The sequence below is a fragment of the Micromonospora sp. NPDC051300 genome, assembly GCF_044455315.1.
GTDB classification, from domain to species: Bacteria; Actinomycetota; Actinomycetes; order Mycobacteriales; family Micromonosporaceae; genus Micromonospora; species Micromonospora robiginosa.
Window position 1 is genome coordinate 253,403 of the sequence record NZ_JBITEP010000003.1, and the last position, 26,918, is coordinate 280,320.

At 74.0% G+C, this 26,918-nt stretch carries 21 protein-coding genes; 15 read left to right on the plus strand and 6 right to left on the minus strand.

What is annotated here, in order from left to right; genetic code table 11:
• Window positions 1–91 precede the first annotated feature (91 nt).
• Entirely contained in the window at window positions 92–1,258 is a 1,167-nt protein-coding gene (locus tag ACIA5A_RS06235; RefSeq protein ID WP_396756971.1) for an alkaline phosphatase PhoX, read from the plus strand.
• A gap of 10 nt (window positions 1,259–1,268) precedes the next feature.
• Here the strand turns inward: ACIA5A_RS06235 and ACIA5A_RS06240 are convergent, their stop codons facing one another.
• Window positions 1,269–2,111 carry a YhjD/YihY/BrkB family envelope integrity protein gene (locus tag ACIA5A_RS06240; RefSeq protein WP_396756973.1) on the minus strand — a complete coding sequence of 281 codons (843 nt, stop codon included), beginning with the start codon at window positions 2,109–2,111 and terminating at the stop codon, window positions 1,269–1,271.
• A gap of 51 nt (window positions 2,112–2,162) precedes the next feature.
• Here ACIA5A_RS06240 and ACIA5A_RS06245 point away from each other — a divergent pair, with 51 nt between their 5' ends.
• The 6 genes from ACIA5A_RS06245 to ispG all read left to right on the plus strand — a co-directional run bounded on the left by ACIA5A_RS06245 (window position 2,163) and on the right by ispG (window position 8,395).
• Window positions 2,163–2,708, plus strand: a complete 546-nt coding sequence (locus tag ACIA5A_RS06245; RefSeq protein WP_396756975.1) for a GNAT family N-acetyltransferase — start codon at window positions 2,163–2,165, stop codon at window positions 2,706–2,708.
• A 43-nt stretch (window positions 2,709–2,751) separates the two neighbouring features.
• Window positions 2,752–3,993, plus strand: a complete 1,242-nt coding sequence (locus ACIA5A_RS06250; RefSeq protein WP_396756977.1) for a PP2C family protein-serine/threonine phosphatase — start codon at window positions 2,752–2,754, stop codon at window positions 3,991–3,993.
• A gap of 93 nt (window positions 3,994–4,086) precedes the next feature.
• Window positions 4,087–4,719 (plus strand): Uma2 family endonuclease, encoded by a 633-nt coding sequence (locus tag ACIA5A_RS06255; RefSeq protein WP_396756979.1) that lies wholly within the window; start codon window positions 4,087–4,089, stop codon window positions 4,717–4,719.
• 32 nt (window positions 4,720–4,751) lie between these two features.
• Window positions 4,752–5,966, plus strand: coding sequence for a 1-deoxy-D-xylulose-5-phosphate reductoisomerase (dxr, locus tag ACIA5A_RS06260; RefSeq protein WP_396756981.1), 1,215 nt, complete (start codon window positions 4,752–4,754; stop codon window positions 5,964–5,966).
• Window positions 5,963–7,210: a M50 family metallopeptidase gene (locus tag ACIA5A_RS06265; RefSeq protein WP_396756983.1), complete on the plus strand. Its 1,248-nt coding sequence runs from the start codon at window positions 5,963–5,965 to the stop codon at window positions 7,208–7,210. The genes dxr and ACIA5A_RS06265 overlap by 4 nt, the downstream gene beginning before the upstream one ends.
• A gap of 9 nt (window positions 7,211–7,219) precedes the next feature.
• Window positions 7,220–8,395, plus strand: a complete 1,176-nt coding sequence (gene ispG, locus ACIA5A_RS06270; protein ID WP_181572203.1) for a flavodoxin-dependent (E)-4-hydroxy-3-methylbut-2-enyl-diphosphate synthase — start codon at window positions 7,220–7,222, stop codon at window positions 8,393–8,395.
• A 1,081-nt stretch (window positions 8,396–9,476) separates the two neighbouring features.
• Here the strand turns inward: ispG and ACIA5A_RS06275 are convergent.
• Window positions 9,477–10,067, minus strand: a complete 591-nt coding sequence (locus ACIA5A_RS06275) for a PadR family transcriptional regulator (RefSeq protein WP_396756985.1) — start codon at window positions 10,065–10,067, stop codon at window positions 9,477–9,479.
• Window positions 10,068–10,205: 138 nt separating this feature from the next.
• On the opposite strand from ACIA5A_RS06275, the gene ACIA5A_RS06280 reads away from it, so the two are divergent.
• The 5 genes from ACIA5A_RS06280 (at window position 10,206) to ACIA5A_RS06300 (ending at window position 18,182) form a co-directional block, all read left to right on the plus strand.
• Window positions 10,206–11,045, plus strand: coding sequence for a GNAT family N-acetyltransferase (locus ACIA5A_RS06280; protein WP_396756987.1), 840 nt, complete (start codon window positions 10,206–10,208; stop codon window positions 11,043–11,045).
• Between the two features lie 99 nt (window positions 11,046–11,144).
• Window positions 11,145–11,840 carry an ATP-binding cassette domain-containing protein gene (locus ACIA5A_RS06285; protein ID WP_396756989.1) on the plus strand — a complete coding sequence of 232 codons (696 nt, stop codon included), beginning with the start codon at window positions 11,145–11,147 and terminating at the stop codon, window positions 11,838–11,840.
• Window positions 11,837–13,987 (plus strand): YhgE/Pip family protein, encoded by a 2,151-nt coding sequence (locus tag ACIA5A_RS06290; protein ID WP_396756991.1) that lies wholly within the window; start codon window positions 11,837–11,839, stop codon window positions 13,985–13,987. The genes ACIA5A_RS06285 and ACIA5A_RS06290 overlap by 4 nt, the downstream gene beginning before the upstream one ends.
• Before the next feature lie 10 nt (window positions 13,988–13,997).
• Window positions 13,998–14,591: a TetR/AcrR family transcriptional regulator gene (locus tag ACIA5A_RS06295; RefSeq protein WP_396756993.1), complete on the plus strand. Its 594-nt coding sequence runs from the start codon at window positions 13,998–14,000 to the stop codon at window positions 14,589–14,591.
• A gap of 90 nt (window positions 14,592–14,681) precedes the next feature.
• Window positions 14,682–18,182: an ATP-binding cassette domain-containing protein gene (locus ACIA5A_RS06300; RefSeq protein ID WP_396756995.1), complete on the plus strand. Its 3,501-nt coding sequence runs from the start codon at window positions 14,682–14,684 to the stop codon at window positions 18,180–18,182.
• Window positions 18,183–18,221: 39 nt separating this feature from the next.
• Here ACIA5A_RS06300 and ACIA5A_RS06305 read toward each other — a convergent pair whose 3' ends face one another.
• The 4 genes from ACIA5A_RS06305 to ACIA5A_RS06320 form a co-directional block, all read right to left on the minus strand.
• Entirely contained in the window at window positions 18,222–19,289 is a 1,068-nt protein-coding gene (locus ACIA5A_RS06305; protein WP_396756997.1) for an NADH:flavin oxidoreductase/NADH oxidase, read from the minus strand.
• Window positions 19,290–19,357: 68 nt separating this feature from the next.
• Window positions 19,358–20,653 (minus strand): dicarboxylate/amino acid:cation symporter, encoded by a 1,296-nt coding sequence (locus ACIA5A_RS06310; RefSeq protein WP_396757090.1) that lies wholly within the window; start codon window positions 20,651–20,653, stop codon window positions 19,358–19,360.
• Between the two features lie 265 nt (window positions 20,654–20,918).
• On the minus strand, window positions 20,919–21,551 hold the full coding sequence (locus tag ACIA5A_RS06315; RefSeq protein WP_396756998.1) for a DUF998 domain-containing protein: 633 nt from the start codon (window positions 21,549–21,551) through the stop codon (window positions 20,919–20,921).
• Window positions 21,544–22,509 (minus strand): glutathione S-transferase family protein, encoded by a 966-nt coding sequence (locus tag ACIA5A_RS06320; protein ID WP_396757000.1) that lies wholly within the window; start codon window positions 22,507–22,509, stop codon window positions 21,544–21,546. The genes ACIA5A_RS06315 and ACIA5A_RS06320 overlap by 8 nt, the downstream gene beginning before the upstream one ends.
• 111 nt (window positions 22,510–22,620) lie before the next feature.
• On the opposite strand from ACIA5A_RS06320, the gene pcaF reads away from it, so the two are divergent.
• The 3 genes from pcaF (at window position 22,621) to ACIA5A_RS06335 (ending at window position 26,912) form a co-directional block, all read left to right on the plus strand.
• The gene (gene pcaF / locus ACIA5A_RS06325; RefSeq protein ID WP_396757002.1) at window positions 22,621–23,826 is read left to right on the plus strand and encodes a 3-oxoadipyl-CoA thiolase; all 1,206 of its coding nucleotides are present in this window, start codon (window positions 22,621–22,623) and stop codon (window positions 23,824–23,826) included.
• Window positions 23,827–23,942: 116 nt separating this feature from the next.
• A complete protein-coding gene (locus ACIA5A_RS06330; protein ID WP_396757004.1) occupies window positions 23,943–24,761 on the plus strand; it encodes an SAM-dependent methyltransferase in 819 nt (272 codons plus the stop codon).
• 6 nt (window positions 24,762–24,767) lie between these two features.
• The gene (locus ACIA5A_RS06335; protein ID WP_396757006.1) at window positions 24,768–26,912 is read left to right on the plus strand and encodes a putative bifunctional diguanylate cyclase/phosphodiesterase; all 2,145 of its coding nucleotides are present in this window, start codon (window positions 24,768–24,770) and stop codon (window positions 26,910–26,912) included.
• The last annotated feature ends 6 nt before the right edge of the window (window positions 26,913–26,918 follow it).

Here is a 26,918-nt window from a genome sequence, read left to right on the forward strand (position 1 = left end):
GGTCACCAGGCGTTCACCGGGCAGCGGCAGCGGTCGATGCGATGGCGGGTCTACCGTCGGGGGAGAGCCACCGTCTCGGGGAGGTCAACCGATGGACCGTCGTACCGTCCTGCGCGCCGTCACCGTCGCCGGCGGCACCGCCTTCGCGGGCAGTCTCTGGGCCGCCGCCGCCCCGGCCGCGCCCGCCCAGCCCGGCCCCGGCCCCTACGGCGACCTGCTCGCCGCCGACGCCAACGGCCTCCGGTTGCCCGCCGGCTTCACCGGCCGGGTGGTGGCCCGCTCCGGCCAGCGGGTGCCCGGCACCTCGTACGTCTGGCACTGGGCGCCCGACGGCGGCGCCTGCTTCCCGGCCGGCGACGGCTGGATCTACGTCTCCAACTCGGAGGTCCCGCTGGTCGGCGGCACCTCGGCGCTGCGCTTCGCGGCCGACGGTTCGGTCGCCGCCGCGTACCGGATCCTCAGCGGCACCAGCACCAACTGCGCCGGCGGACCCACGCCGTGGGGCACCTGGCTCTCCTGCGAGGAGGTGCCGTCGGGCCGGGTCTTCGAGACCTGGCCGGCCGGCGGCCGGTCCGGCGAGGAGCGCACCCGGATGGGCCGGTTCAAGCACGAGGCGGCGGCCTGCGATCCGGCCCGGCAGGTGGTCTACCTGACCGAGGACGAGCCGGACGGCTGCTTCTACCGCTTCGTCCCGGACACCTGGGGCGACCTGAGCACCGGCCGGCTCCAGGTGCTGTGCGCCCGCGACGGCCAGGTGACCGGGCCGGTCACCTGGCAGGACGTGCCGGACCGGGACGGCTTCCCGGTGCCCACCCGCTTCCAGGTGCGCGACGCGCAGGTGTTCGACGGCGGGGAGGGCTGCTGGTACGCCGACGACACCTGCTGGTTCACCACGAAGGGCGACAACCGGGTGTGGGCGTACGACCCGGTGGGGCAGCGGCTCGACCTGGCGTACGACGACTCGCTGGTGGAGGCCGGCGCGGCGCCGCTCACCGGGGTGGACAACATCACCGGCACCGCCGGTGGCGACCTCTACGTGGCCGAGGACGGCGGCGACATGGAGATCAACATGATCACGCCCGAGGGTGTGGTGACGCCGTTCGCGCGGCTGCTCGGGCAGCCGAGGTCGGAGCTGACCGGCCCGGCGTTCACGCCGGACGGCAGCCGGCTCTACTTCTCCTCGCAGCGCGGCACCAGCGGCGCGAAGGCCGGCAGCGGCGGCATCACGTACGAGGTGCGCGGCCCGTTCCGGCGCTGAGGCGCACCGGTCAGGCGCGGGCCGCCTCCCGGGCGGCCCGCCACCGGCTCAGCGCCAGCGTGGCCGAGTAACCGGCCAGCACGATCACGTGGAACAGGTAGAGCCAGAGCAGCACGGCCACCCCGGCGCCGATCTCGTCGAACCCGCCGAACGGCACGCCCAGGTTCAGCGGCAGCGAGCAGAACAGCACGAACCCGTGCAGGAAGCCGGAGAGGTTCGCGGCGGTGAACGAGCCCATGCCGAGCGTGGCGAGCCAGTCCGGGGAGGCCGGGCCGACCACCCGGAACACCCACACCAGCACCGGCGTGAGCACCAGCCACACGGCCAGGAACGACAGCACCACGCCGAGCGCACCGATCCAGCCGCCCTGCCGGACCAGCCGGGTGGTCAACGGCAGCGCCAGCAGGATCGACAGCAGCAGCGCCGGGGCCGGGGCGAGCAGCGGGAGCAGCAGCAGCCGGCCGCGCCAGCCGACGAGCGCGCCGGACTCGGCGCGCGGCTCGGCCACCGAGACGAACGCCCGGCGCAGCCCCTCGCCGTAGAGCGAGGCCGGCAGCAGCGAGGCCAGCGCCAGCAGCGGGGTCAACCCCAACCCGGCCTCGACGAGCGCGGCCACCGCCCGGTGCGCGCCGATCTCGGTGGGCAGCGTGTCGATCGCGTACCCGGTCAGCCGGCGCACCCGGTCGTCGCCGGCGAGCAGCCCGGTGAGCCAGATCGCCAGCAGCGCCACCGGCACCACGGCGATCGCGCCGTAGAACGTGATCGCGGCGGCGTGCAGGGAGAGGTCCCGGCCACGGACCGGCCGGAACGCCGCCGAGGTGATCCGCTTCGTGCGTTGCCAGCCGTCGCCCATCGCCCCCTCGTTCCCGCTCGGCCGTTCCGTCACGCATTACGATCCGGCGTCATGATGATCGCCTCGACCGAGCGGCTCGTGGTCCGGGACTGGACCGAGTCACCCGACGACCTCGCCCGGGTCTACGACATCTACTCCCGCGAGGAGGTGATGCGCTGGCTGGGCGGCGGCAAGGGGCGGTTGACCCAGCCCGGCGAGGCGCTGGACCGGGTGCGTTCCTGGCGCGCGCGCAACGCTCCGTACGACGGCCGGTGGGGCCTGTGGGCGGTCGAACCCCGCGCGGCGGGCTGCGCGGCCGGCAGCGTACTGCTCAAGCCGTTGCCCGGCCGCGACGGCGTCACCCCGACCGACGACTTGGAGGTCGGCTGGCACCTGCACCCGGACGCCCAGGGCCACGGCTACGCCACCGAGGCGGCCCGGGCGGTGCTGGAGCGGGAGTTCGCCACCGGCACCGAGCGGGTGTACGCGGTGGTGATGGCGGGCAACGAGCCGTCCGTGGCCGTGGCGCGGCGGCTCGGGATGACCCACCTCGGGGTCCGCACCGACTGGTACGGCGGCGCCGAGTTGGAGACCTTCGTCCTGAACCGCCCCGGCTAGCTCGTTGGCGGTTTGCCGCCGGCCTCCCTACGGTGGTGGAGACATGGGGAGGTGCGGTGTGGTCGACGGCGGCGACGCGGCGCGTTGGCTGCACCTCAACGCACCCCGGGGCGGGCCGGACGAGCTGTCGCTCCTGGTCAGTCGGGCCGCGCCGGCCGTGGGCGCCACCGAGATGGTGGTCTACCTGGCCGACTACACGCAGTCCTCGCTCGTGCCCCTGCTCGACGGCGGCCCGGCCCGGGGCGAACTGACGATCGAGTCGACGCTTGCCGGTCGGGCGTTCACCGGCCTGGAGGTCCAGCGCGCTCCCGAGCACCCGGACCGGCTCTGGGTGCCGCTGCTGCTCGGCTGCGAACGGCTGGGCGTGCTGGAGGTCGTGTCGCCATGCGCCGGTGACCCCGCGCTGGAGCGGCCGGCCTGGGAGGTGGCGATCGCCGTCGCCCAGGTGCTGGTGAACCGCCGGCTCTACGGCGACGTCGTGGAGCGGATCCGCCGCCGCCTTCCGATGCAGGTCGCCGCCGAGGTCGTGTGGGGGCTGCTGCCGCCGCTGACATTCGCCACCGACGACCTGGTGATCACCGCCATCCTCGAACCCTGCTACGACGTCGGCGGGGACATCTTCGACTACGCGCTCAACGGCGACGTGCTCAGCGTCGGGCTGTTCGACACCTGCGGGCACGGCATCAAGGCGAGCGCCCTGGCATCGCTCGTGGTCAGCGCGTACCGCAACGCCCGGCGCACCGGTCTGGACCTGGTCGACACCGCGATCAGCATCGACAGGTGGGTGCGCTCCGAGCACCGCGGCCTGTTCGCCACCGGGCTGCTCGCCGAGCTGGACCGGCGGACCGGGCTGCTCCGGATCATCAACGCCGGTCACCCCGGCGCCATGCTGCTGCGGGACGGCAAGGCCATCCGGGCACTGCCGGGGCCGACCATGCTGCCGCTCGGGCTGGGCAACCTGTCGGCGAGGCGTCCCCGGGTGCACGAGGAGGCGCTGCACCCGGGCGACCGCGTCCTCGCCTACACCGACGGCATCACCGACGCGCGCGGCGACGACGGGGAACGGTTCGGCCTCGACCGGCTGGTCGACTTCGTCGAGCGGGCCCTCAACGACCGGCTGCCCAGCCCGGAGACGATGCGCCGCCTGGTGCGCGCGGTCCTCGCGTACCAGCAGGACCAGCTCGACGACGACGCCACCGCGCTGTTCCTGGAGTGGCAGCCGCCGCACCTGCCGCTGAGTCACCTGGAGCGCCTCACGTCGCCCGCGGCCGGGTCCCGTCCATGAACCGGGGACGGACACCGTGTGCGAGCCGGGCGGAACGGGGCAGCGCCGCTAGGGTGGGTGACAGCACGATTACCCGCTGAGGGGGTGAGCCCGATGGCCCAGGCCGCATTCGCGCCCGAGCCGGCACCGCGGCCCGCCGAGCCGTCGTTCGACGTGCTCCGCTGGCACGACGAGCCGTGGACCGCGCAGCTCGCCCTCGATCTCCTACCGGAGACCAACGGCCCGAAGGTCGAGGTCCTGAGCGGAAGCGTGATCGTGACACCACATGCCGGCTATGACCACCAGGACGCCGAACTCGACCTGGCCTACCTGCTGAAGCAGGCCGCCCGACGCGCCAAGCTCTGGCTCTACCTGGAGAGCAACGTCGTCTCGGGTAAAGACCTGTTCATCCCGGACATCGTCATCCTCGACGTTCCCGGGGGCGGACGAACAACGATGGACATTCGTCATGCGGTTCTGCTCGGCGAGATCGTCTCCCCGGGTAACCGTCGGAAGGACGTGATCGACCGGCCACGGGAGTACGCCGCCGTCGGCGTGCCCTACTTCCTCCGGGTCGATCTGCGGAACCGGGTGCCCACCATCGCTCTGTTCGAGCTGGTCGACGGCGACTACCGGCCGTTGGCCGCGGCGGCGGCGGGCACTCCCTTCGTGATGCGGCAGCCGTTCGAGTTCACCGTCGACCCGGGCGACCTGCTCGGCGAGGAGGCGCCGGAACAGGCCGGGTGAGGCGTCGGGCGGCGCTGGGGAACAATGGGCGGGTGACCACTCCCCGAGACCTCGTGCTGCTCGGCTCGACAGGTTCCATCGGCACCCAGGCCATCGACATCGTCAAGCGCAACCCGGACCGGTTCCGGGTGGTCGCCCTCGGCGCCGGCGGCGGCAACGTGGAGCTGCTCGCCGCGCAGGCGCTGGAGCTGGGCGTGGACGCGGTCGGGGTGGCCCGGGCGTCCGCCGCGCAGGACCTCCAGCTCGCGTTCTACGCCGAGGCGAGCCGGCGCGGCTGGGCCACCGGCGACTTCAAGCTTCCCAAGATCGTTGCCGGTCCGGACGCGATGACCGAGCTGGCGCAGTGGCCATGCGACGTGGTGCTCAACGGCGTGGTCGGCTCGCTGGGCCTGCCGCCGACGCTTGCCGCGCTGCGCGCCGGGCGTACCCTCGCCCTGGCCAACAAGGAGTCGCTGGTGGCCGGCGGCCCGCTGGTCAAGGCCGCGGTGACCCGACCGGGGCAGATCGTTCCTGTTGACAGTGAGCATTCGGCGTTGGCGCAGTGCCTGCGTGGCGGCGCCCGGGGTGAGGTGCGCCGGCTCGTGGTCACCGCCAGCGGGGGCCCGTTCCGGGGTCGGCGCCGTGACGAGTTGACCGCCGTCACACCGGAGCAGGCGCTGGCGCACCCGACCTGGAACATGGGTCCGGTCGTCACGATCAACTCGGCCACCATGGTCAACAAGGCGCTCGAGGTGATCGAGGCGCACGAGCTGTTCGACGTGCCCTACGCCGACATCGAGGTGATGGTCCACCCGCAGTCGGTGATCCACTCGATGGTCGAGTTCGTCGACGGCTCCACCCTCGCCCAGGCCAGTCCGCCGGACATGCGGCTGCCCATCGCGCTCGGCATCGGCTGGCCGGACCGGGTGCCCGGGGCCGCCACCGCTGTCGACTGGACCACGGCGCACACCTGGGAGTTCGCCCCGCTGGACGACGCCGCGTTCCCGGCCGTGGCGCTGGCCAAGGCGGCCGGTGAGGCCGGGCGCTGCCGCCCGGCGATCTACAACGCGGCGAACGAGGAGTGCGTGGCCGCCTTCGTGGCGGGCCGGCTGCCGTTCCTCGGCATCGTCGACACCCTCCAGCGGGTGCTGGAGGACGCTCCCGACTTCGACGAACCAGGTACCGTCGAGGACGTGCTCGCCGCCGAGTCGTGGGCACGGGCGCACGCCCAGGAGATCATCGTCGGGTCGGTGGAAGGAGCTCGATGAGCTATCTGCTCGGGGTGGTGCTGTTCGCCCTGGCGATCCTCATCTCGGTGAGTCTGCACGAGGCGGGGCACATGCTGACCGCCAAGGCGTTCGGGATGAAGGTCACCCGCTACTTCGTCGGCTTCGGGCCGACGCTCTGGTCCTTCCGGCGCGGCGAGACAGAATACGGCGTCAAGGGCATCCCGCTCGGCGGCTTCTGCAAGATCGTCGGCATGACGCCGCAGGACGACGACGTCGAGCCGGGGGACGAGAAGCGCGCCATGTGGCGCTACCCGGTGTGGAAGCGGACGATCGTGATGTCCGCCGGCTCCGCCATGCACTTCGCCATCGCGCTGGTGGCGCTCTGGATCATCGCGGTCAGCGCCGGCCTGCCGAACCCGAAGTTCCCCACCACCGAGGCCGGCTTCCGGGCCGAGCCGGCGGTGATCGCGCTCACCCCGTGCGTGGTCGTGGAGAACGCCGCCCGCTCCTGCACCGCCTCCGACCCGGCCAGCCCGGCCGGCAAGGCCCAGCTCAAGGACGGCGACCGGATCACCGCGGTGAACGGCCGGCCGGTCTCCACCTGGGGCGACATGCTGGACGTGGTCCGGGGCACGCAGCCCGGCCCGGCCACCGTCGCCTACCTGCGCGACGGCAACCCGGCCACCGCCACCGTCGACCTGGCCTCCGTGCAGCGCCCGCCGCTGGACGACCCGAAGGGCGCGACCTCCGCGGTCTCCGCGCTCGGCGTCGCGCTCCAGCCCAGCACCCCCACCCGCGTGGAGTACGGCCCGGTCGCCGCGTTCGGCGCCACCGCCGACTTCACCGGCAACATGGCGGTCCAGACGGCCCACGCCATGAAGCGCATCCCGGAGAAGGTGCCGGCGCTGTGGAACGCGATCACCGGCGCCGAGCGGGACGTGGACACCCCGATCAGCGTGGTCGGCGCCAGCCGGCTCGGCGGCGAGGCCGTGGAGAACAACGCCTGGCTGGTGTTCTTCATGCTGTTCGTGTCGCTGAACTTCTTCATCGGCGTGTTCAACCTGCTGCCGCTGCTGCCGCTGGACGGCGGCCACATCGCCATCGCCTGGTTCGAGCGCGCCCGGTCCTGGCTCTACGCCCGGATCGGCCGCACCGACCCGGGTCGCGTCGACTATCTGAAGCTCATGCCCCTCACGTACGCGGTGATCCTGGTCGGTGGCGTGTTCACGCTGCTCACCGTGACCGCGGACGTGGTCAACCCGATCACGCTCTTCTCAAGGTGAGTGCCTGAAGTGACCGCTGTCAGTCTCGGTATGCCCCCCGTACCGCCGCCGCCGCTGGCTCCCCGCCGGGCCAGCCGCCAGATCATGGTCGGCTCGGTGCCGGTCGGTGGCGGCGCACCGGTGTCGGTGCAGTCCATGACCACCACCCTGACCGCCGACGTCAACGCCACGCTCCAGCAGATCGCCGAGCTGACCGCCTCCGGCTGCCAGATCGTGCGGGTGGCCGTGCCGTCCCAGGACGACGTCGAGGCGCTGCCGGCGATCGCGCGCAAGTCGCAGATCCCGGTGATCGCCGACATCCACTTCCAGCCGAAGTACGTGTTCGCCGCGATCGACGCCGGCTGCGCGGCGGTGCGGGTGAACCCGGGCAACATCCGGCAGTTCGACGACAAGGTCAAGGAGATCGCCCGGGCTGCCGGCGACGCGGGCACGCCGATCCGGATCGGCGTCAACGCCGGCTCGCTGGACAAGCGCCTGCTGGCCAAGTACGGCCGGGCCACCGCCGAGGCGCTCGTCGAGTCGGCGCTGTGGGAGTGCTCGCTGTTCGAGGAGCACGGCTTCCGGGACATCAAGATCTCGGTCAAGCACAACGACCCGGTGGTGATGATCCGCGCCTACCGGCTGCTCGCCGAGAAGTGCGACTACCCGCTGCACCTGGGCGTCACCGAGGCCGGCCCGGCGTTCCAGGGCACGATCAAGTCGGCGGTCGCGTTCGGCGCGCTGCTGGCCGAGGGGATCGGCGACACGATCCGGGTCTCGCTCTCCGCCCCGCCGGTGGAGGAGATCAAGGTCGGCAACGCGATCCTGGAGTCGCTGGGCCTGCGCGAGCGCGGCCTGGAGATCGTCTCCTGCCCGTCCTGCGGCCGGGCCCAGGTCGACGTCTACAAGCTGGCCGAGGAGGTCACCGCCGGCCTGGAAGGGCTGCCGGTGCCGCTGCGCGTCGCGGTCATGGGCTGCGTGGTGAACGGTCCGGGTGAGGCCCGCGAGGCCGACCTGGGCGTCGCGTCCGGCAACGGCAAGGGCCAGATCTTCGTCAAGGGCAAGGTGGTCAAGACCGTGCCCGAGGCGCAGATCGTGGAGACGCTGATCGAGGAGGCGCTGCGGATCGCCGACGAGATGGGCGCCGAGATCCCCGAGGAGCTGCGCGAGCTGGTGCCGGGCGGCGCCACCGTCACCGTGCACTGACCGTTCTCCGTATCGCCGTGCGGCCGTCCCCTCGTCGGGTCGGCCGCACGCGCCGTCTCCGGACCGAGGCGCCCGCAGGCGGCGTCTCCGGACCGAGGCGCCGCGGCGAAACTAGCCGGGCACCGTGGCCCTGATCCTCGATCTCATCGGCGCCTCACCCGTCGCGCCCGGTGGGGACGCGACGCAGCGGACGAGTCCATCGACAGGTCGTCGGCCGGGCAACCCGCCCAGGCAGCGAGCCCGAACATCCTGCGCGGCTGCTCCCGGCTCCCTGGCTGCCCGGATGCCAGGCTCTTGAGCTTCGGGCTGTCGGGTCTCGTGCTCTCGCCTGCTCGCCTGCTCGCCTGCTCGCCTGCTCGCCTGCTCGCCTGCTCGCTTGCTCGGCCCCTCGGCCCCTCGGCCCCTCGGCCCCTCGGCCCCTCGGCCCCTCGGCCCCTCGGCCCCTCGGCCCCTCGGCCCCTCGGCCCCTCGGCCCCTCGGCTCCTCGGCTCCTCGGCTCAGAGATCTTGGTACGAAATGGCCCCTCCGGGGGCACTTTCCTACCAAGATCTCCACCCCTCCCACCCATCGGAACGCTGCTCCCAAAACACCCCGGTCCCTCGCCGATCTTGGAGTTGTGGCACCTCCGATAGGGGAGTGAATCCGGCAAACGGGGCGCCACAACTCCAAGATCGATGAAGCCCGGGCGAGCGGGCGGCGTGGCGACACGGGGCGTGACGCATCACGCCGGGGGTTGCTCGACGGCCGAGTGGTCGGGGTCACGCCGGGGGTGCGACGGGCCGGTGGCGGTCGATCGGGTGAACGCCGATGACTCGGAGCGGGCTGCCGCCCTGGCCCGGGTGCCGCTCGCTCCGGCCGGGCGGCTCCTCAACGACGGAGTGATGCGGGAGCACACGCTGGTAACCGTGCGTTGCGCCGCCGGAGGGGGCGCGCGATGACGGCGTGACGCGGTGGGGGCGCGTGCCGGTGGTGGTGCGTCGTGCCGGAGGGGCCCGCGATGACGGCGTGATGCGGGAGCACGCGCTGGTGACCGTGCGTTACGCCGAACGGCACACCGGTCGGTGTGCCGTTCGGGTGGTGTTCACTCGGACTCGGCGAGGATGGCGTAGAGCTTGCGTCGCGTCTCGTCGAGCACCTGGGCGGCGCGGGCGCGCTGGTCGTCCGTGCCGGTGGTCATCACCTGCCGCAGCGCGTTCATGGCCTGCGTGCCGGCGTCGCGGATGTCGTGCCAACTGTTGACGGTCTGCTCGGCGAACTCCGCCCAGGGCGGGGTCTGTGCCGCCTCGGTCGCCTCGGCACGCCCCTGGTCGGTGAGGGCGAACCGCTTGCGCCCGCCGTCGGAGTCGGGGGCGGTCGCGATGACGCCCTCGTCCTCCAGCAGTTGCAGGGTGGGGTAGATCGAGCCGGGGCTGGGCCGCCAGGCCCCGCCGGTGCGGGAGTCGATCTCCTGGATCATCTCGTAGCCGTGCATCGGCCGCTCGGTGAGCAGGGCCAGCACGGCCCCGCGCACGTTCGGCCGGCGTCCCCGGCCGCCGCGACCACCCCGGCCGCGCCCGTGGCCGTGGGGTCCGGGCGGGAACGGCGGCGGCCCCGGGGGTACGGGTGGGAAGCCGAAGCCGCCGTGGCGGTGCATCTCGTCGCGGAGCGCGTGTACGTGTCGGTGGAAACCCATCGGGCTCTCCTTCTGTCGGACCATCGCTGATGCATCAACGATATATCGGCAATGCATCGCCGACAAGGCGTCGACGCAGATTGGTCGGGTGCCCGGTCGGCCCGCGCGCGCCGGGGTGCGTCTGGCAGGCTGGTAACCGTGCTCACGATGCCGGTACGCCAACTGGGGGAGTCGGAGCGTCGCGCGGTCGAGCGGCTGCTCGACCTCGACCCGTACGCCGGCGCGCAGGTCGCCGAGCGGGTGGCGGCGCGCGGGCTGGCCTGGTGGCGGGCCGAGGCGCGGATCCTCGGCTACGGCTCCCGCCGCAACCTGGAGTCGATCTGCTGGCTGGGGGGCAACCTGACCCCGGTGCTCGCCTCGGAGCCGGCGGTCGCCGCGTTCGCCGAGCAGTTGGGCGAGGAGGAGCGGCTCTGCTCCTCGATCGTGGGCCGTGCCGACGCGGTGCTCGGTCTCTGGGACCGCCTCTCCCCGCACTGGGGGCCGGCTCGGGACGTACGCCCGAACCAGCCGCTGCTGGCCACGGACGCGGCGCCGCCGGTGGCGCCCGACCCGCAGGTGCGCCGCGTGCGCGGCGGTGAGGTCGACCGGCTCTTCCCGGCGGCGGTGGCGATGTACACCGAGGAGGTCGGTGTCTCGCCGATGGCCGAAGACGGCGGCCGCGGCTACCGGCGGCGGGTGACCGAGCTGGTGCGCGCCGGCCGGGCCTACGCCCGGTTCGTCGACGGCCGGGTGGTCTTCAAGGCCGAGTTGGCCGTGGTGACCCGCCGCACGGCGCAGGTCCAGGGCGTCTGGGTGGCCCCGGAGTGGCGGGGGCGGGGGATCGCCGCCGCCGCGATGGCCGCGGTGGTCCGCGACGCGCTGACCCGGGTCGCGCCCACGGTCAGCCTCTACGTCAACGACTTCAACCTGCCGGCCCGCCGGGTCTACGAGCGCTGCGGCTTCCGCCCGGTCGGCACGCTCGCCACCGTCCTGTTCTGAGGATCACCCTCTCTCCACGTTGCGTCGAACCGGACACCCGGCGCTATGCTGGTCATGTTTTTGCACTGACCAGTCAGTCTAGATAGCGGAGCGGGTGGGATGAAGATCGTCGAGGCCAGCGGCCTGGGGCTGCGGACCCGGCGCGGCTGGGTCTACCGGGACGTCGACCTCACCGCCGCCGGCGGTGAGCTGCACGCGGTGACCGGGCCGCCCGGCAGCGGACGCACCTCGCTGCTGCTCGCCCTCGCCGGCCGATTCCCGCACAGCCACGGCGAGCTGCGCCGGCGCGGCCCGGCCGCGCTCGGCCAGGTGGCCGGCGTGCACGAGCCGGACCCGACGCTCACCGTCGCCGAGCACATCACCGAACGCCTGCTGCTGCTCGGCCCGGTGCCGCGCCGCCGTCGTCAGCTCGTGCCGGTCGCCGCGCTGCGGGCCCGGCGGGCCTACCGCCGCGACGCCTACGCCGCCGCCATCGCCGGGGCCGGCTTCACCGACGCCCCGCTCGACCCCGACCGCTACGGCCGCGACCTCACCCCGGTCGACCGCCAGGTGCTCGGGCTGGTCCTGGCCAGCCTCGGCGGCCCCAGCCTGATCGTCGCCGACGACGTGGACGCCGGCGCCGACCGCCCGGAACGGGAATGGATCTGGGCCGCGCTGGAACGCCTCGCCGGCCAGGGCTACGCGGTGATCGCCAGCGCCCGCGCCGTCGAGGACGGGGTGGCCGCCACCGTGCACCGGGTCGGCAACCCCGCGCTGCCCGCCCCCGCCCTGCCCGCCCTGGAGGTGCCCGCGTGAGCGTGCTGCGACTCGCCCTGTTCGAGCTGCGCCGGATGACCCGGGGCCGGCTGCCGCGTGCCGCGCTCGCCGTGCTCACCGTGGTTCCGCTGCTCTACGGCGCGCTCTACCTCTACGCCTTCTGGGACCCGTACGGGAAGCTCGACCGGATCCCGGTCGCGCTCGTCGACGCCGACCGGCCGGCCACCGCGAGCGACGGCACCGAGGTGCACGCCGGCCGGGACCTCGCCGACGAACTGATCGACCGCAAGGTCTTCGGCTGGACCGTCACCGACCAGACCGACGCCACCGCGGGTCTGCGTGACGGCCGCTACCACCTGGTCTTCTCCATCCCGGCCGACTTCTCGGCGACGCTGGCCGCCGGCCCGGAGCCGGATCGGACCGCCCGGCAGGGCGAGCTGAAGGTGGTCAACGACGACGCCACCAACTACCTCTCCGGGCTGCTCGCCCGCTCGGCGTTCAGCGAGATCCGGGCCGCCGCCGCGGAGAGCGCCGCCGCCTCGTACTTCGACAAGATGCTGATCGGCTTCACCGACGCCAAGGCCGAGACCGGCCGCGCCGCCGACGGGGCCGGCAAGATCTCCGACGGGCTCGGCACCTCGCAGCGGGGCGCCGGGCAGCTCGCCGACGGCCTCGGCGACGCCGAGAAGGGCGCCGGGCAGCTCGCCGGCGGGCTGAACCAGTCGGTCCAGGGCGCCGACAAGCTCGCCAAGGGGCTCGACCAGTTGCAGACCGGCGCGACCCAACTCGCCGACGGCGCCGGCCGGGCCGCCACCGAGACGAAGGCCGCCGCCGCCAAGGTGGACGCCGCCGCCGACAGGTACGAACCGGTGCTGCGCCGCAACGCCGACCGGATCCAGCAGGCCGCCACCGCGGTCGCCACCGGCGCGCAACAGCTCGCCGACGGCCTGGACGCGCTGCCGGCCAAGGCCGACGAGGTGGTCGGCCTCGCCGAGGAGATCTCCGACCGGCTCGACGCGGTCGCGAAGGACCACCCCGAACTCGCCGACGACCCGAACCTCGTCGCCGCCCGCAAGGCCGCCGGCCAGGCCGTCACCCAGGCGAAGGCGCTGCGGTCCGCGCTGGACAAGACCGACCTGGCCGCGTTGAAGAAGCAGATGACCGAGGTCGCGAAGACGGCCCGGGAGGTGGCCGCCGCCGCGCCGCACCTGGCCGACGACGTCGCGTCGGCCCGCGCCAAGGTCGACGAGCTGGCCGCCGGGCTCGGCACGCTGGCCCAGGGCAGCGCCAAGCTCCGCGACGGACTCGGCGACGCCTCGACCGGCGCGGACCAGCTCCGCGGCGGTCTCTACCGGCTCTCCACCGGCGCCCGGCAGCTCGACGGCGGCCTCAACCAGCTCGGCAGCGGCAGCACCACACTGGCCGACGGGCTGACCAAGTTGGAGGGCGGCGCCGGCGACCTCGCCGACGGGCTCGCCGCCGGGGAGAAGGAACTACCCGGGTACGACGACGCGGCCAGCCGCGCCGACGTGCTCGCCGACCCGGTCGGCCTGATCCGCGACTCGCAGCACCCGGCCGGCTCGTACGGGGTGGGCTTCGCCCCGTACTTCCTGGCGCTGGCGCTCTGGGTCGGCGCGATGATCACGTACATGCTGTTGCGGCCGGTCAACAGGCGTCACGTGATGTCCGGCGCGGCCGGCTGGCGGGTGGTGCTCGCCGGCTGGCTGCCCGCCGCGGCGATCGGCCTGGCCCAGGTCGCCGTGCTCTACACCGTGGTCACGCTGGCCCTCGGGCTGGACCCGCGGCACGGCGCGGCGACGTTCGGGCTGCTCGCGCTCGCCTCGCTGGCGTTCACCGCGGTCATGCAACTGCTCGGCGTGGCGCTCGGCCCGGCCGGCCGGCTCGCCGCGCTGGCGCTGCTGATGCTCCAGCTCACCTCGTCCGGCGGCACCTACCCGGTCGAGACCTCGCCCGGCTTCTTCCAGGCGATCCACCCCTGGCTGCCGATGACGTACGTGGTGGGCGGCCTGCGGCACACCATCAACGGTGGCCCGGCCGGACCGGTGGTCACCGGCGCGCTGGTGCTGCTCGCGTTCGGCCTGGGCGCGCTGGCGCTGAGTGTCGGCTCGGCGCGCCGGTCCCGCCGGCTCACCCCGGCCAAGCTGCACCCCGAACTGACCATGTGAGGATGGGCCGGTGACGGACGGACGGACGCGCCGGCGGGAGGACACCCGCCAACGCCTCTTCGTGGCGGCGGTGGACCTCATCGCCGAGCAGGGCTTCTCGGCGACCACGGTGGACGACATCGCCGCCCGTGCCGGGGTGGCGAAGGGGACGGTCTACTACAACTTCGAGTCCAAGACCGTCCTCTTCGAGGAGCTGCTGCGGCACGGCATCGGCCTGCTCACGACCGAGTTCCGGGCCGCCGTCGACGGGCTGCCGCCCCGCGAGGCGCTCGCCGCGCTGGTCCGCGCCGAGCTGGACTACATCCGCCGCTACCGGGCGTTCGCCCAGCTCCTGCTCTCGGAGATGTGGCGCACCAACCGGGAGTGGCAGCAGACGCTGCGGCTGCTGCGCGGCGAGGCGATCGAGGTGATCGCCGAGACCGTGCGGGCCGGGGTGGCCAGCGGCGACCTGCCGGACGACCTGGACGTCCGCACCGCCAGCTCGGCGCTATTCGGCGTCGGGCTGGTGGTGGCGGTGGACTGGCTGGTCTTCCAGCCCGACCGGCCGATCGCCGACGTGCAGGAGTCGCTGCTCGGCATCGTCCGCCGGGTCGCCCAGACCTGACCGGAACGCGGTAAATCGTTTGAACCGGACCGGCCGGACGGGGAGGCTGGGGTCACCGCCCCCACCCGTCCGAGTCCGGAGGACCGTCCTATGCGCCTGCTCCGAGACCTCTGGACCACCGCACCCCGGCGGATGGCGGCCGTCCTGCTGCTGATCGTGCTGGGCGCCGGTGGCCAGGCCGCCGCGTCCGCCCTCGCCGGGCCGGTGCTCGTGCACCGCTCGTCCGGCTGGTTCGTGGCGCTGGCCGTGGCGCTCGTCGCCGCCGTCGTCACCGACCTGCTGATCGGGCTGATCATGGCCCGGCTCACCGCCGACTGGTCCGCCGACGTCCGTCGCCGGCTCTGCCGGGTCGCGCTCGGGCAGGAGCTGCCGGCGCTGGAGACCACGCCTGTGGGCGAGCTGCTGGACCGGATCGACAACGACGTCTACCAGGTCGCCGCCGAGATGCGGAACACCGGCGTACGGCTGGCCCAGGGCATCGCCGTCTGCGTGCTCGCCACGGTCAGCACGCTCGTCGTCTGGTGGCCGGCCGGTCTCGGGATGGTGCTGCTCACCGCGCTGCTCGCGGTCGCCCTGCGCCGCCCCACCGCCCGCATCGCCCCGGCCCGGATGGCCGAGGAGGAGGCCTGGTCCGACCTGGCGGCGGTGATGGAGGAGGCGGTGCACGGCCAGGACGACGTGCGCACCAGCCTCGCCCGGCCGTACGTGCTGCGTCTCTACGCCCGTCGCGCGGCCGAGGTGATCGCCCGGTGCGGCCGGGTGTTCCGGCTCTCCGCCCGGGTCACCGCGGTCGCCGCCGGCGGGGTCCGGGTCGGCATCGTCGGCGTGGTGCTGGGCGGCGCGTGGGCGCTCGCCACCGGCCGGGTCGACGCCGCCCGCCTCACCGCCGTCTGGCTGCTCGCGATCGCGTTCGGCGCGACCGTCGAGCACATCGCCCGCTGGGTGCCGCACCTGCAACAGGCGTTCGGCGCGTGGGCCCGGGTGCAACTGCTTGCCGACTCGCGGCAGGAGCCGGTCGGCGGGGTCGCCCCGGCCGACGGCGACCTGACCGTGCGCGGGCTCACCTTCCGCTACCCGGCCGCCGGCGACGAACGCGGCCCGGCGCTGCGCGACGTCCGGCTGGACTTCACCCGCGGACGCTCGTACGCGCTCGTCGGCCGCACCGGCTCGGGCAAGTCGACGCTGGCCAAGGTGCTCACCCGGGCGGTGGAGGTGCCCCGCGGCACGGTGTTCCTCGGCGAGGTGGACCTGGTCGACCTGGACGTCGAGGAGCTGCGCCGGTGGGTCGCCGTGGTGCCGCAGCGCACCGAGATCCTGGCCGGCACGCTCGCCGAGAACGTCGCGCTGTTCGACAGGGAGCTGCTCGGCGCCGCCGAGCGGGCGCTGGCCGAGCTGGGCCTCGCCGGGTGGATCGCCGAGCTGCCCGATGGCGTGCACACCCGGCTCGGCGAGGGCGGTCACGTGCTCTCCGCCGGGCAGGAGCAACTGGTGGCGTTCGCCCGGATCCTGGTCCGGGACCCGCACGTGGTGATCCTCGACGAGGCCACCGCGCGGCTCGACCCGGTCACCGAGAACCGTGTCCGCCAGGCCACCGAACGGCTGCTCACCGACCGGATCGGCATCGTCATCGCGCACCGGCTCTCCTCGGTGCGCCGCTGCGACGAGGTGGTGGTGATGGCCGACGGGGCGGTGCTGGAGGCCGGCCCGCTGCGCGAGTCCGCGCGCTTCGCCGAGCTGCTCGCCACCAGCCACGCCGGGGCGTACGCCGGCACCGGCACCCGCCGCGGTGGCGTGGAGCTGCTCGACGGCCCCGGCTGGGCCGACGAGACGCCCGCCGCCGACGCCCCGCCGACCGGGACCGGCGCGTCACCTCGCGTCGCCGTGCCCCGGGTCGAGCCGCCGCCGGTGCCGCCCGCGCCGCGCGCGCGGACCATGCGGGAGATTCTCCGGCTGGGCGTCAACGACCCCCGCTACGGCCTGCTCTCGGTCGGCCTGTTCGTGGTGATGACGCTGCTCGGGCTGGACGGCGCGGTGCTGCCGTGGCTCTGGGCCGACGTGGTCGGCGGCGGCGACCCGTGGCTGCCGGCGCTCGGCATCGCCGCCGCGCTGCTGCTGGTGCTGCCGCTGCCCTACCTGACCAACCTGTGGTTCCCGCAGTGGTGGATCCGGCAGATGCTGCGGATCAGCGCCCGGCTGGTGCACGGGCAGACCGGCGCGCGCCGGGTCAGCGGGCACACCCCGGCCGAGGTGGTGGCGCAGGGCGGCGACACCGACCGGGTGGTGCAGCTCGCCGACAACCTGATGGACCAGTTCATCTCGCTGGCCATCGTGCTCGCCATGACGTTGGTGACCGGCAGCATCGTGCCGGCGTTGTTCTTCGTCGGCACGATGGTGGTGTCCGGGCTGGCGGCGACGCTGTTCGGGCCCCGGCTGGAACGCACCGCCGCCGGCACGGTGAAGGCGCGTGCCGCGTTCGCCACCGCGCTCGTCTCCTCGCTGTCGGCCGCCCGCACGGTGAAGCTGGCCGGCGCCACCCGCCCGGTGCTCGACCATCTCGCCGGGCTCGACGTGGTCCGCAGCGAGCGGCAGCGCCGGGAGATCGCCATGCAGGTGTGGGCCCGGTCCACCCCGTCGATCGCCAGCGGGCTGCTGCCGATCGGCGCGTGGGCGCTCTACCTGGCCGGTGGGCTCTCCGCCGGCGCGACCCTGGTGGCGGTCTCCACGCTCGGCGCGGCCCGCTGGTTCGCCTGGACCACCGCGGCGCTGGTGTCGCAGTACCCGTCGGCGCGGGTGTGGACCCGGCGGACCGTGGCGATGACCGGGATGAGCACCTACTCGGCGGTGGTCCCCGGGCTCGACCTGGCCGCCGGCACCGCGCCGGCGCCCGAGCCGCCGCCCCGGCACCCGCTGCGCCGGCTGGAGCTGGCCGGCTTCGGCGCGCTGCACTCCGACGGCACGCTCGCCGTCCGCGACGTCGACCTGGTGGTCGAGCGCGGGCAACTGGTGCTCGTGGTCGGCCCGGTCGGCGCCGGCAAGTCGTCGCTGCTGCGGGCGCTCGCCGGGATCGTGCACCACGTGGGCGCGCTGCGCTGGAACGGCGAGCCGGTCACCGAGCCGGAGTTGTTCCTCCGGCCCAACCAGGTCGGCTACGTGAGCCAGCTACCCCGGGTGCTCTCCGGCACGGTGGCCGAGAACATCGCACTCGGGCACCCGGTGGACGCCGCCGGCGCGGTGTCCACCGCCCAGCTCGACCACGACCTCGCCGCGGCCGGCGGCGGGCTGGGGCTGCTGATCGGGCACAAGGGCACCCGGCTCTCCGGCGGCCAGCTCCAGCGGCTGGCGCTGGCCCGGGCGCTCGCGCCGCGTACCGAACTGCTTGTCGCCGACGACGTGTCGTCGGCGCTCGACGTGACCACGGAGCTGGCGCTCTGGGCGGCGCTGCGCGAGCACGGGGTGACGGTGGTCGGCTCGACCGCCAAGCGGGCCGCGCTGGTCCGCGCGGACCACGTGGTGGTGCTCGTCGACGGCGTGGTCGCCGACCAGGGCGCCTGGTCCGACCTGGAGCCCCGCTGGAACCACCTGGCCGGCTGACCTCCCGCCCCGCCCTGGCCAGGGCGGGGCGGGAGACCGTCAGAAGGCTCGGGCGTACTGGTCCGGCCAGGCCGGGGTGGCGCCCAGCTTCGCCGCCGCGCGCCGCGGCCAGTACGGGTCGCGGAGCAGCTCCCGGCCCAGCAGCACCAGGTCGGCCTCGCCGCCGGCGACGATCTGCTCGGCCTGCTCGGGCTCGACGATCAGGCCCACCGCGCCGGTCGGCACGCCCGCCTCGCGGCGGATCCGGGCGGCCAGCGGCACCTGGTAGCCGGGGCCGACCGGCACCGACGCGTGGGCGGACGCGCCGCCGGAGGAGGCGTCGACCAGGTCCACGCCGGCCGCGGCCAGCTCCCCGGCGAGCGCCACGCTGTCCTCGACCGTCCAGCCGCCGTCGGTCCAGTCGGTCGCGGAGATCCGGGTCAGCACCGGAACCGCCTCGCCGACCGTGGCGCGGATAGCGCGGGCCACCTCCAGGGTGAGCCGCATCCGGCCGGCCCGGTCGCCGCCGTAGCCGTCGGTGCGCCGGTTGGTCAGCGGGGACAGGAACTCGTGCAGCAGGTAGCCGTGCGCCGCGTGGATCTCCACCGCGGCGAAGCCGGCGTCCAGCGCCCGGCCGCTGGCGGCGGCGAACGCCGCCACCACCTCGGCGATGCCGGACTCGTCGAGCGCGGCCGGCGTGCGGTAGTCGGGCACGAACGGGTCCCCGCCGGGACCGACGGGCGTCCAGCCGCCCTCGGCGTCCGGCACCCCGCCGCGCCGCTCCGCCCACGGCCGGTACGTCGACGCCTTGAACCCGGCGTGCGCGAGCTGCACGGCCGGGACCGCGCCCTGGCCGGCGACGAACGCGGTGACCGGCCGCCACGCGTCGACGTGCGCGCCGGACCAGAGGCCGACGTCCTGCGGGGTGATCCGCCCCTCCGGCATCACCGCGGTGGCCTCGCTGAGCACCAGCCCGGCCCCGCCGACCGCGCGGGAGCCGAGGTGCACGCGGTGCCAGTCGGTGGGCAGCCCGTCGGGCCCGGCACTGTACTGGCACATCGGCGCCAGCGCGATCCGGTTGGGCAGCGTGACGCCGCGCAGGGCGAGCGGGCTGAACAGTGCGCTCATGCGGTGATCCTCCGGTCATGGCTCCGGGTGCGCCGGTCGACGACCGACGCACCCGGGACCCAGGTTGGTCAGGCGGGCACGGGGGCGAGCCGCTCGTTCTCACGCTCGGCCGGCTCGGCCGGTTCGATCAGGTCGCGCTTGCCCGCCGAGTCGTACGCGGCCCGGTCCAGGGTGCCCTCCCGGGCGGCCACGATGGTCGGCACGACGGCCTGCCCGGCCACGTTGGTGGCGGTACGCATCATGTCCAGGATCGGGTCGATCGCCAGCAGCAGGCCGGCGCCGGCCAGCGGCAGGCCCAGCGTGCTCAGGGTCAGCGTGAGCATCACGATCGCACCGGTCAAACCGGCGGTGGCAGCCGAGCCGACCACCGAGACGAACGCGATCAGCAGGTAGTCGGTGACGCCCAGGTCCACGCCGAACACCTGCGCCACGAAGATCGCGGCGAGCGCCGGGTAGATCGCGGCGCACCCGTCCATCTTCGTGGTGGCGCCGAACGGCACCGCGAAGGAGGCGTACTCGCGGGGGACGCCGAGGCGCTCCACCGAACGCTGGGTCACCGGCATGGTGCCCACCGAGGAACGGGACACGAAGGCCAGCTCGATGGCCGGCCAGGCGCCGGCGAAGAAGCGCAGCGGGTTGAGCCGGCCGGCGGCGACCAGCAGCACCGGGTAGACCACGAACATCACCAGCGCGCAGCCGACGTAGACGGCGGTGGTGAACTTGGCGAGCGGGGCGAGCAGGTCCCAGCCGTACGAGGCGACGGCGTTGCCGATGAGGCCCAGGGTGCCGATCGGGGCGAGCCGGATGACCCACCACAGCGCCTTCTGCACGATCGACAGGACCGAGCGGTTGAACTGCACGAACGGTTCGGCGGGCTCGCCGACCAGCAGCGCGGCGGCACCGACCACCAGGGCGAGGAAGACGATCTGCAGGACGTTGCCCTCAACGAACGCGCCGACCGGGTTGGTGGGCACGATGCCGGTGAGGAAGTCGATCCAGGAGCCGGTGGTCTTCGGGGCCTCGGCGCCGGCCGGGTTCAGGTTCACCCCGCGACCGGGGTCGGTGAGCAGGCCGAGACCGATGCCGATGCTCACCGCGATCAGCGCGGTGATGCCGAACCAGAGCAGCGTCTTGAGCGCCAGCCGGGCGGCGTTGGCCACGCCGCGCAGGCTGACCACGCTGACCACGATGGCGGTGAAGACCAGCGGCGGCACGGCCAGCTTGAGGAGCTGGACGAAGAGGCCGCCGACGGTGTCGAGGGTGCTGGTCAGCCAGGCGAGGTCGTTGGCGCGGGCGAGGAAGCCGAGCGCCACGCCGAGCACGAGGCCGAGCAGGATCTGCACGGAAAAGGGGATCTTGCGCAGGGCGGAAGCCATGAGAACGGGTCCAAGGTCTGGGAGCGGGAACAGCGGGCGTCGGCGGCGGAGCTAGGCCGGACAGCCGCCGCTGGCCTGCCGTCGGAGGTCGACGTACAGGCGCTCGGTGAGGCACCAGACATTTGTCATCGCCGGCCCACGCTACTCCCGGCCCCGTCCCACCGGAAGGACCGCCCCCGGTGACGCCCCTTACAGCCGAATGCGGCGAAGGAAGGGCCCCCTTTTAACACCCATCGGTGAGAAGGGTGCCCTTCTACGGCCCAGGCGTTAACAGGGGGCCCTTCCTTACCAGCAGCACGGCGGTGGCCAGGCCCCACGCGGCGGTCACCGTGAGCAACACCCGCTCCAGCACCCCCACCAGCGTGCCCCGCCCCACCAGCAGCATGGCCAGGCCGACCGCGCCGGCCAGCGGAAGCGCCAGCGCCGCGCCGACCGCGGCCACCCGCCGTAGCGCGACGCCGACCGCGGGGGCGAAGACCAGCGCCAGCATCGCGAACACCACCGCGGCGGTGGCCGCGATGCTGGCCCCGCCGTGCACCAGGTCGGCCACCGTGGCCGCCTCGAACGGCGGCAGCGGGCAGCCGGCGCTGCACGTCACCGTGCCGGAGAGCACGGTGGCGACCGCGCCGGCGCCGAGCAGCACGGACGCGGCGCGCGCCACCGCCGGCAGCGCCCCGGCGAGCAGCAGCAGCGCCGCCGCCAGCGTGAGGATCCCCATCCGGTACGCCCCGGCGTACCCGCTGTCGGTGACGCCGGCCTCGCTGACGTACCCGGTCGGGCCGGGGCCCGGGCCGGCGACGACGGCGACGGTCACCGCGACCGCGCCGGCCACCACGCACCCGGCCGCGCCGGCGGCGACGACCCGGCGCGCGAGGCGTTCAGCCACGCCCGTGCGGCGTGGTCCAGCCGGCGAGGTCCGGACCGAGCGGCACGATCCGGGTCGGATTGATCATGTCGTGGGTGGCGTAGTAGTGCCGCTTGATGTGGTCGAAGTCCACCGTCTCCCCGAAGCCGGGCGTCTGGAACAGGTCCCGGGCGTACGCCCACAGCACCGGCATCTCGGTCAGCTTCTGCCTGTTGCACTTGAAGTGCCCGTGGTAGGCGACGTCGAAGCGGACAAGCGTGGTGAACAGCCGCACGTCCGCCTCGGTGATCGCGTCCCCCATCAGGTAGCGCCGCCCGGCGAGGCGCTCGCTCACCGCGTCCAGCCGGGCGAACAACGCGGTGTACGCCTCGTCGTACGCCTCCTGCGAGGTGGCGAAGCCGCACCGGTAGACGCCGTTGTTCACGTCCCGGTGGATCTCCGCCATCAGCGCGTCCATCTCCGGACGCAGCTCGACCGGGTAGAGGTCCGGCGCGCCCGGCGCGTGCAACCGCCGCCACTCGGTGGAGAAGTCGAGCGTGAGCTGCGGGTAGTCGTTGGTGACCACCCGCCCGGTGAGCGTGTCGACGAGCGCCGGCACGGTGACCCGGCCGGTGTAGTCGGCGTCGGTGGACAGGTAGGCCTCGGAGAGGAACCCGATGCCCAGCACCGGGTCGAAGCCGTCCGGGTCGAGCGCGAACCGCCAGCCCCGCTCGTCGCGGATCGGGTCCACCGTGCCCAGCGAGATCACCTCGTCGAGGCCGAGCAGGCCGCGCACGATCCGGGCCCGGTGCGCCCACGGGCAGGCCCGGCACCAGATCAGCCGGTAGCGGCCCGCCTCCAACGGCCAACGCCCCTGATCGTCGGGGCCGCCGCCCTCCGGCGAGGTGGAGTGCGGGGTGACCCGCCCGGTGAACCGGTTGGGCTGGCGGACGAACGCGCCGCCGCCACTGGTCTCTGCGCTGAACTGGGCCCCGGCCATGCCGCCAACCTATCCGTTCCGGGCGCGGATATCCTGGCGCCGGGCGCCCCCGTGACCCGGCGGGCGGCCCGCCGACCGACCCCTTCCCACCCCCCGAAGGACGTGCGCGCGATGACCGTGGCCTACCTCGTTGCCGGAGTCCGCACCCCGATCGGCCGGTACGCCGGCGCCCTCGCCGGGGTCCGCCCCGACGACCTGGCCGCGCACGTCGTCCGGGAACTGGTGGCACGCCACCCGTCGGTCGACTGGGCCCGCACCGACGACGTGGTCCTCGGCTGCGCCAACCAGGCCGGCGAGGACAACCGCAACGTGGCCCGGATGGCCGCCCTGCTCGGTGGGCTGCCGGCGGAGGTGCCGGGCACCACCGTCAACCGGCTCTGCGGCTCCGGCCTGGACGCGCTCGCCGCGGCCGCCCGCGCGATCGTGGCCGGCGACGCCGACCTGGTGGTCGCCGGCGGCGTGGAGAGCATGAGCCGCGCGCCGTTCGTGATGCCGAAGGCGACCACCCCGTTCTCCCGCGCCGCCGAGGTGTACGACACCACGATCGGCTGGCGGCTGGTGAACCCGCTGATGGAGCGCGACTGGGGGATCGACTCGATGCCGGAGACGGCGGAGAACGTGGCCGCCGAGTTCGGTGTGGACCGCGCCGCGCAGGACGAGTACGCGTACCGCTCGCAGCAGCGGGCCGCCAAGGCGCAGGCCGACGGCCGGCTGGCCGAGGAGATCGTCGGCGTCACCGTGCCGGCCGGCAGGCGGGAGACGAAGCTGGTCGAGGTCGACGAGCACCCGCGCGAGACGTCGCTGGAGAAGCTCGCCGCGCTGCCCACCCCGTTCCGCGAGGGCGGGACGGTGACTGCAGGCAACTCCTCCGGCGTCAACGACGGCGCGGTGGCGCTGCTTGTCGCCTCCGCGGCCGCCGTCGACCGCTACGGCCTCACCCCGCTGGCCCGGGTACGCGGCGCGGCGGCGGCCGGCGTCCCGCCCCGGATCATGGGGATCGGGCCGGTGCCGGCCACCCGCAAACTGCTCGACCGCCACGGCCTCGCGCTTGCCGACGTCGACGTGGTCGAGCTGAACGAGGCGTTCGCCGCGCAGTCCGTGGCGGTGCTGCGCGAACTGGGCCTGCCCGAGGACGCCGAGCACGTCAACCCGAACGGCGGGGCGATCGCGCTGGGCCACCCGCTCGGCGCGAGCGGCGCCCGGCTGGCGCTGACCGCCGCGCTGGAGCTGCGTCGCCGGGGCGGCCGGCGGGCGCTGGCCACCATGTGCGTCGGCGTCGGGCAGGGCATCTCGCTGCTGCTGGAGTCCGCCGACTGAGACCGGCCGGCGGCATCGTGAGAAGTGGATCTCCCGTACCTGGTCGTCCGCGCCTAGAGTGGGCTGGACCACATGATCCGCCCCGCGTGGCGGACGACGACCTGGGAGACCGAGCGATGCAGACGCCGGACGGACTTCCCGCCGAGATCGACCTGACCCGGCCCAGCGCCGCCCGGGTCTACGACTACTTCCTCGGCGGGGCGCACAACTTCGAGATCGACCGGCAGCTCGCCGAGCAGATCGCGGCCATGACACCGAACCTGGCCGCCACCATGCGCTCCGGCCGGGAGTTCCTGCGCCGGGCCGTCCGGGTGCTGCTCGACGCCGGCATCGACCAGTTCCTCGACATCGGCTCCGGCATCCCCACCGTCGGCAACGTGCACGAGGTCGCCCAGGCCGCGAACGCGCGGGCCCGGATCGTCTACGTCGACATCGACCCGGTCGCGGTGGCGCACAGCCGCGAACTGCTGGCCGGCAACGAGCACGCCACCGCGATCCTGGCCGACCTGCGGGAGCCGAAGCTGATCCTGGACCAGGCCCGGGCCAGCGGCCTGATCGACTTCGACCGGCCGCTGGGCATCCTGCTCGCCGGCGTGGTGCACTTCGTCCCGGACGCCGACCGGCCGGCCGACGTCCTGGCCACCCTGCGGGCCGCCGCCGCGCCGGGCAGCTTCCTGGTGATCTCGCACTCCACGTTCGAGGACCAGCCGCAGGAGATGCTCGACGCGCAGCGGCTGTCGGCGCGTACCGCCACCGAGATCACGCTCCGCTCGCGGGCCGACGTCACCGGCTTCTTCGGCGACTGGACGATCCTCGAACCGGGCGTGGTGCACATGCCGCTGTGGCGGCCCGACTCGCCGTCCGACGTGGACGAACACCCGGAACGCTTCGGGGCGTTCGGCGGCGTCGCCCGGCACGACCGCGCCGCCGGGTGACCCGACGTGCGCGCCCCGGATCCTGACGGGGGTGACTTCAGCCGGCCCGGCGCGGTCGCGTACGCCGGGGAGTGGGCTCGGGCGGTGCGGCGGATCGGGTTCGTGCCGATGAGCGCGGCCGAGACCGAGCGCCTCCTGGTCCCGCTCACCGAGCGACTGGCCCGAGCCCTGCTCGCCCCCACCTTCTCCGCCGGCCCGGCGGCGGAGGTGGGGCGTGCCCTGGTGCAGGCGCACCTGACCGAGCCCGGCGTGCTCGACTGGTCGGTGCAGGCGCTCGGTGACCGGTTCCCGCAGTGGGTGCTGCCGGCCCGGCCGGACGGGCCCGAGCTGCGCGAACGCGTGGCCCTGGTGCAGGGCGCGTTCGCGGCCGGGTTCGCCCGGGCGCTGCGCGACCGGGTGTTCGCCCAGCAGGAGCGGATCGCCCGGTCCGCCTGGCAGGCCCGAGACACCGTCGAGCAGGCGTTGCGGGACAGCGAGGCGCGCTTCCGGGCGGTCTTCACCGGCGCCGCCATCGGCATCGGCATCGCCGGTGTGGACGGGCAGATCATCGAGGTCAACCAGTCCTTCGCCGACATGCTCGGGTACACCGTGGCCGAGATGCGCCGGATGAACGTGTCGGCGCTGGCCCACGCCGACGACGCGGCCGGCATGTGGGAGGTCTACCAGGAGCTGATCGAGGGCAAGCGGGACAGCGCCCGGGTGGAGAAGCGCTACTACCGCAAGGACGGCAGCGTCGTCTGGACCGACCTGGCCGTCTCGCTGATCCGTCACGACGACGGCCGGCCCCGGTTCACGGTCGCCATGATCGAGGACATCACCGAGCGGTACGAGCTTCAGCAGCGGCTGCGCTTCCAGGCGCTGCACGACCCGCTGACCGGCCTGCCCAACCGGACGCTGTTCTTCGAGAAGCTCGGCGCCGTCTTCGACGCGGCCGACCCGGAGCAGCGCGTCGGGCTCTGCTTCATCGACCTGGACGGGTTCAAGGCGGTCAACGACAGCCTCGGGCACGACCTGGGCGACCGGCTGCTCCAGGTGATCGCCCGCCGGCTCAGCGACTGCGTGTCCGGCCGCGGGCACGTGGTGGCCCGGATGGGCGGCGACGAGTTCGTCATCCTGGTCGACTCCGGCGGCGGCCTCGACGACGCGGTGGAGGTGGCCGAGCTGGCCCTGGCCGCGGTCTCCGCCCCGGTGCAGGTCGCCGACCAGCAGCTCGCCGTCTCGGCGAGCATCGGCATCGTGGACTGCCCGGCGGCGGAGACCAGCGTCGGGGAGCTGATGAAGGCGGCCGACACCACGCTCTACTGGGCCAAGGCGGAGGGGCGGGGCCGCTGGGCGGTGTACGACCCGGAGCGCAGCGCCGCCGACATCGCCCGCTCCGCGCTCGCCGCCAACCTGCCCGCCGCGCTGGACCGGGGCGAGTTCGTGCTGCACTACCAGCCGATCGTGTCGCTGCTGGACGGCACCATGGTGGCGGTCGAGGCGCTGGTCCGCTGGCAGCACCCGGAGCTGGGCCTGCTCGGGCCGGACCGGTTCATCGGCCTGGCCGAGGAGACCGGCCTGATCGTCCGGCTCGGCGCCTGGGTGCTGCGCCAGGCGTGCCGGGACACCGAGTCGTGGCGGCGGGCCCATCCGGACACCGCGCCGGTGGTCAGTGTGAACGTGGCTGCCCGGCAGGCCGACGACCCGGCGATCGTGGAGACGGTGGCCGAGGCGTTGCAGCACACCGGCCTCCCCGCCGAGCTGCTGCAACTGGAGTTGACCGAGAGCGCGGTGATGGGCAGCGCGGGCGAGCCGCTCCGTGCCCTGCACCAGCTCGCCGCCCTCGGGCCGCGGCTGGCCATCGACGACTTCGGCACCGGCTACTCGAACCTGGCGTACCTGCGCCGGCTGCCGATCCACTGCGTGAAGCTGGCCGGCCCGTTCGTGGAGGGGATCCGGGGGGACGGCGCGGACGCCGACCACCGCGACGAGCGGATCGTGGCCGCGTTGGTCCGGCTGGCGCACGCGTTGGAGCTGTCGGTGACGGCCGAGGCGGTGGAGACCGAGGTGCAGGCCGAACGGCTGCGCGCGCTGCGGTGCGACATGGGCCAGGGTCGCCTGTTCGGCGCCCCGATGCCCGCCGACGCCATCCGCGCCCGCCTCGCGGAGTAAGGAAGG

Coding starts and splice junctions, on each gene's coding strand:
- ACIA5A_RS06235 (WP_396756971.1), top strand. CDS start 92: ATGGACCGTCGTACCGTCCTGCGCGCCGTCACCGTCGCCGGCGGCACC.
- ACIA5A_RS06240 (WP_396756973.1), bottom strand. CDS start 2,111: ATGGGCGACGGCTGGCAACGCACGAAGCGGATCACCTCGGCGGCGTTC.
- ACIA5A_RS06245 (WP_396756975.1), top strand. CDS start 2,163: ATGATGATCGCCTCGACCGAGCGGCTCGTGGTCCGGGACTGGACCGAG.
- ACIA5A_RS06250 (WP_396756977.1), top strand. CDS start 2,752: ATGGGGAGGTGCGGTGTGGTCGACGGCGGCGACGCGGCGCGTTGGCTG.
- ACIA5A_RS06255 (WP_396756979.1), top strand. CDS start 4,087: ATGGCCCAGGCCGCATTCGCGCCCGAGCCGGCACCGCGGCCCGCCGAG.
- ACIA5A_RS06265 (WP_396756983.1), top strand. CDS start 5,963: ATGAGCTATCTGCTCGGGGTGGTGCTGTTCGCCCTGGCGATCCTCATC.
- ACIA5A_RS06275 (WP_396756985.1), bottom strand. CDS start 10,067: ATGGGTTTCCACCGACACGTACACGCGCTCCGCGACGAGATGCACCGC.
- ACIA5A_RS06285 (WP_396756989.1), top strand. CDS start 11,145: ATGAAGATCGTCGAGGCCAGCGGCCTGGGGCTGCGGACCCGGCGCGGC.
- ACIA5A_RS06300 (WP_396756995.1), top strand. CDS start 14,682: ATGCGCCTGCTCCGAGACCTCTGGACCACCGCACCCCGGCGGATGGCG.
- ACIA5A_RS06305 (WP_396756997.1), bottom strand. CDS start 19,289: ATGAGCGCACTGTTCAGCCCGCTCGCCCTGCGCGGCGTCACGCTGCCC.
- ACIA5A_RS06320 (WP_396757000.1), bottom strand. CDS start 22,509: ATGGCCGGGGCCCAGTTCAGCGCAGAGACCAGTGGCGGCGGCGCGTTC.
- pcaF (WP_396757002.1), top strand. CDS start 22,621: ATGACCGTGGCCTACCTCGTTGCCGGAGTCCGCACCCCGATCGGCCGG.
- ACIA5A_RS06330 (WP_396757004.1), top strand. CDS start 23,943: ATGCAGACGCCGGACGGACTTCCCGCCGAGATCGACCTGACCCGGCCC.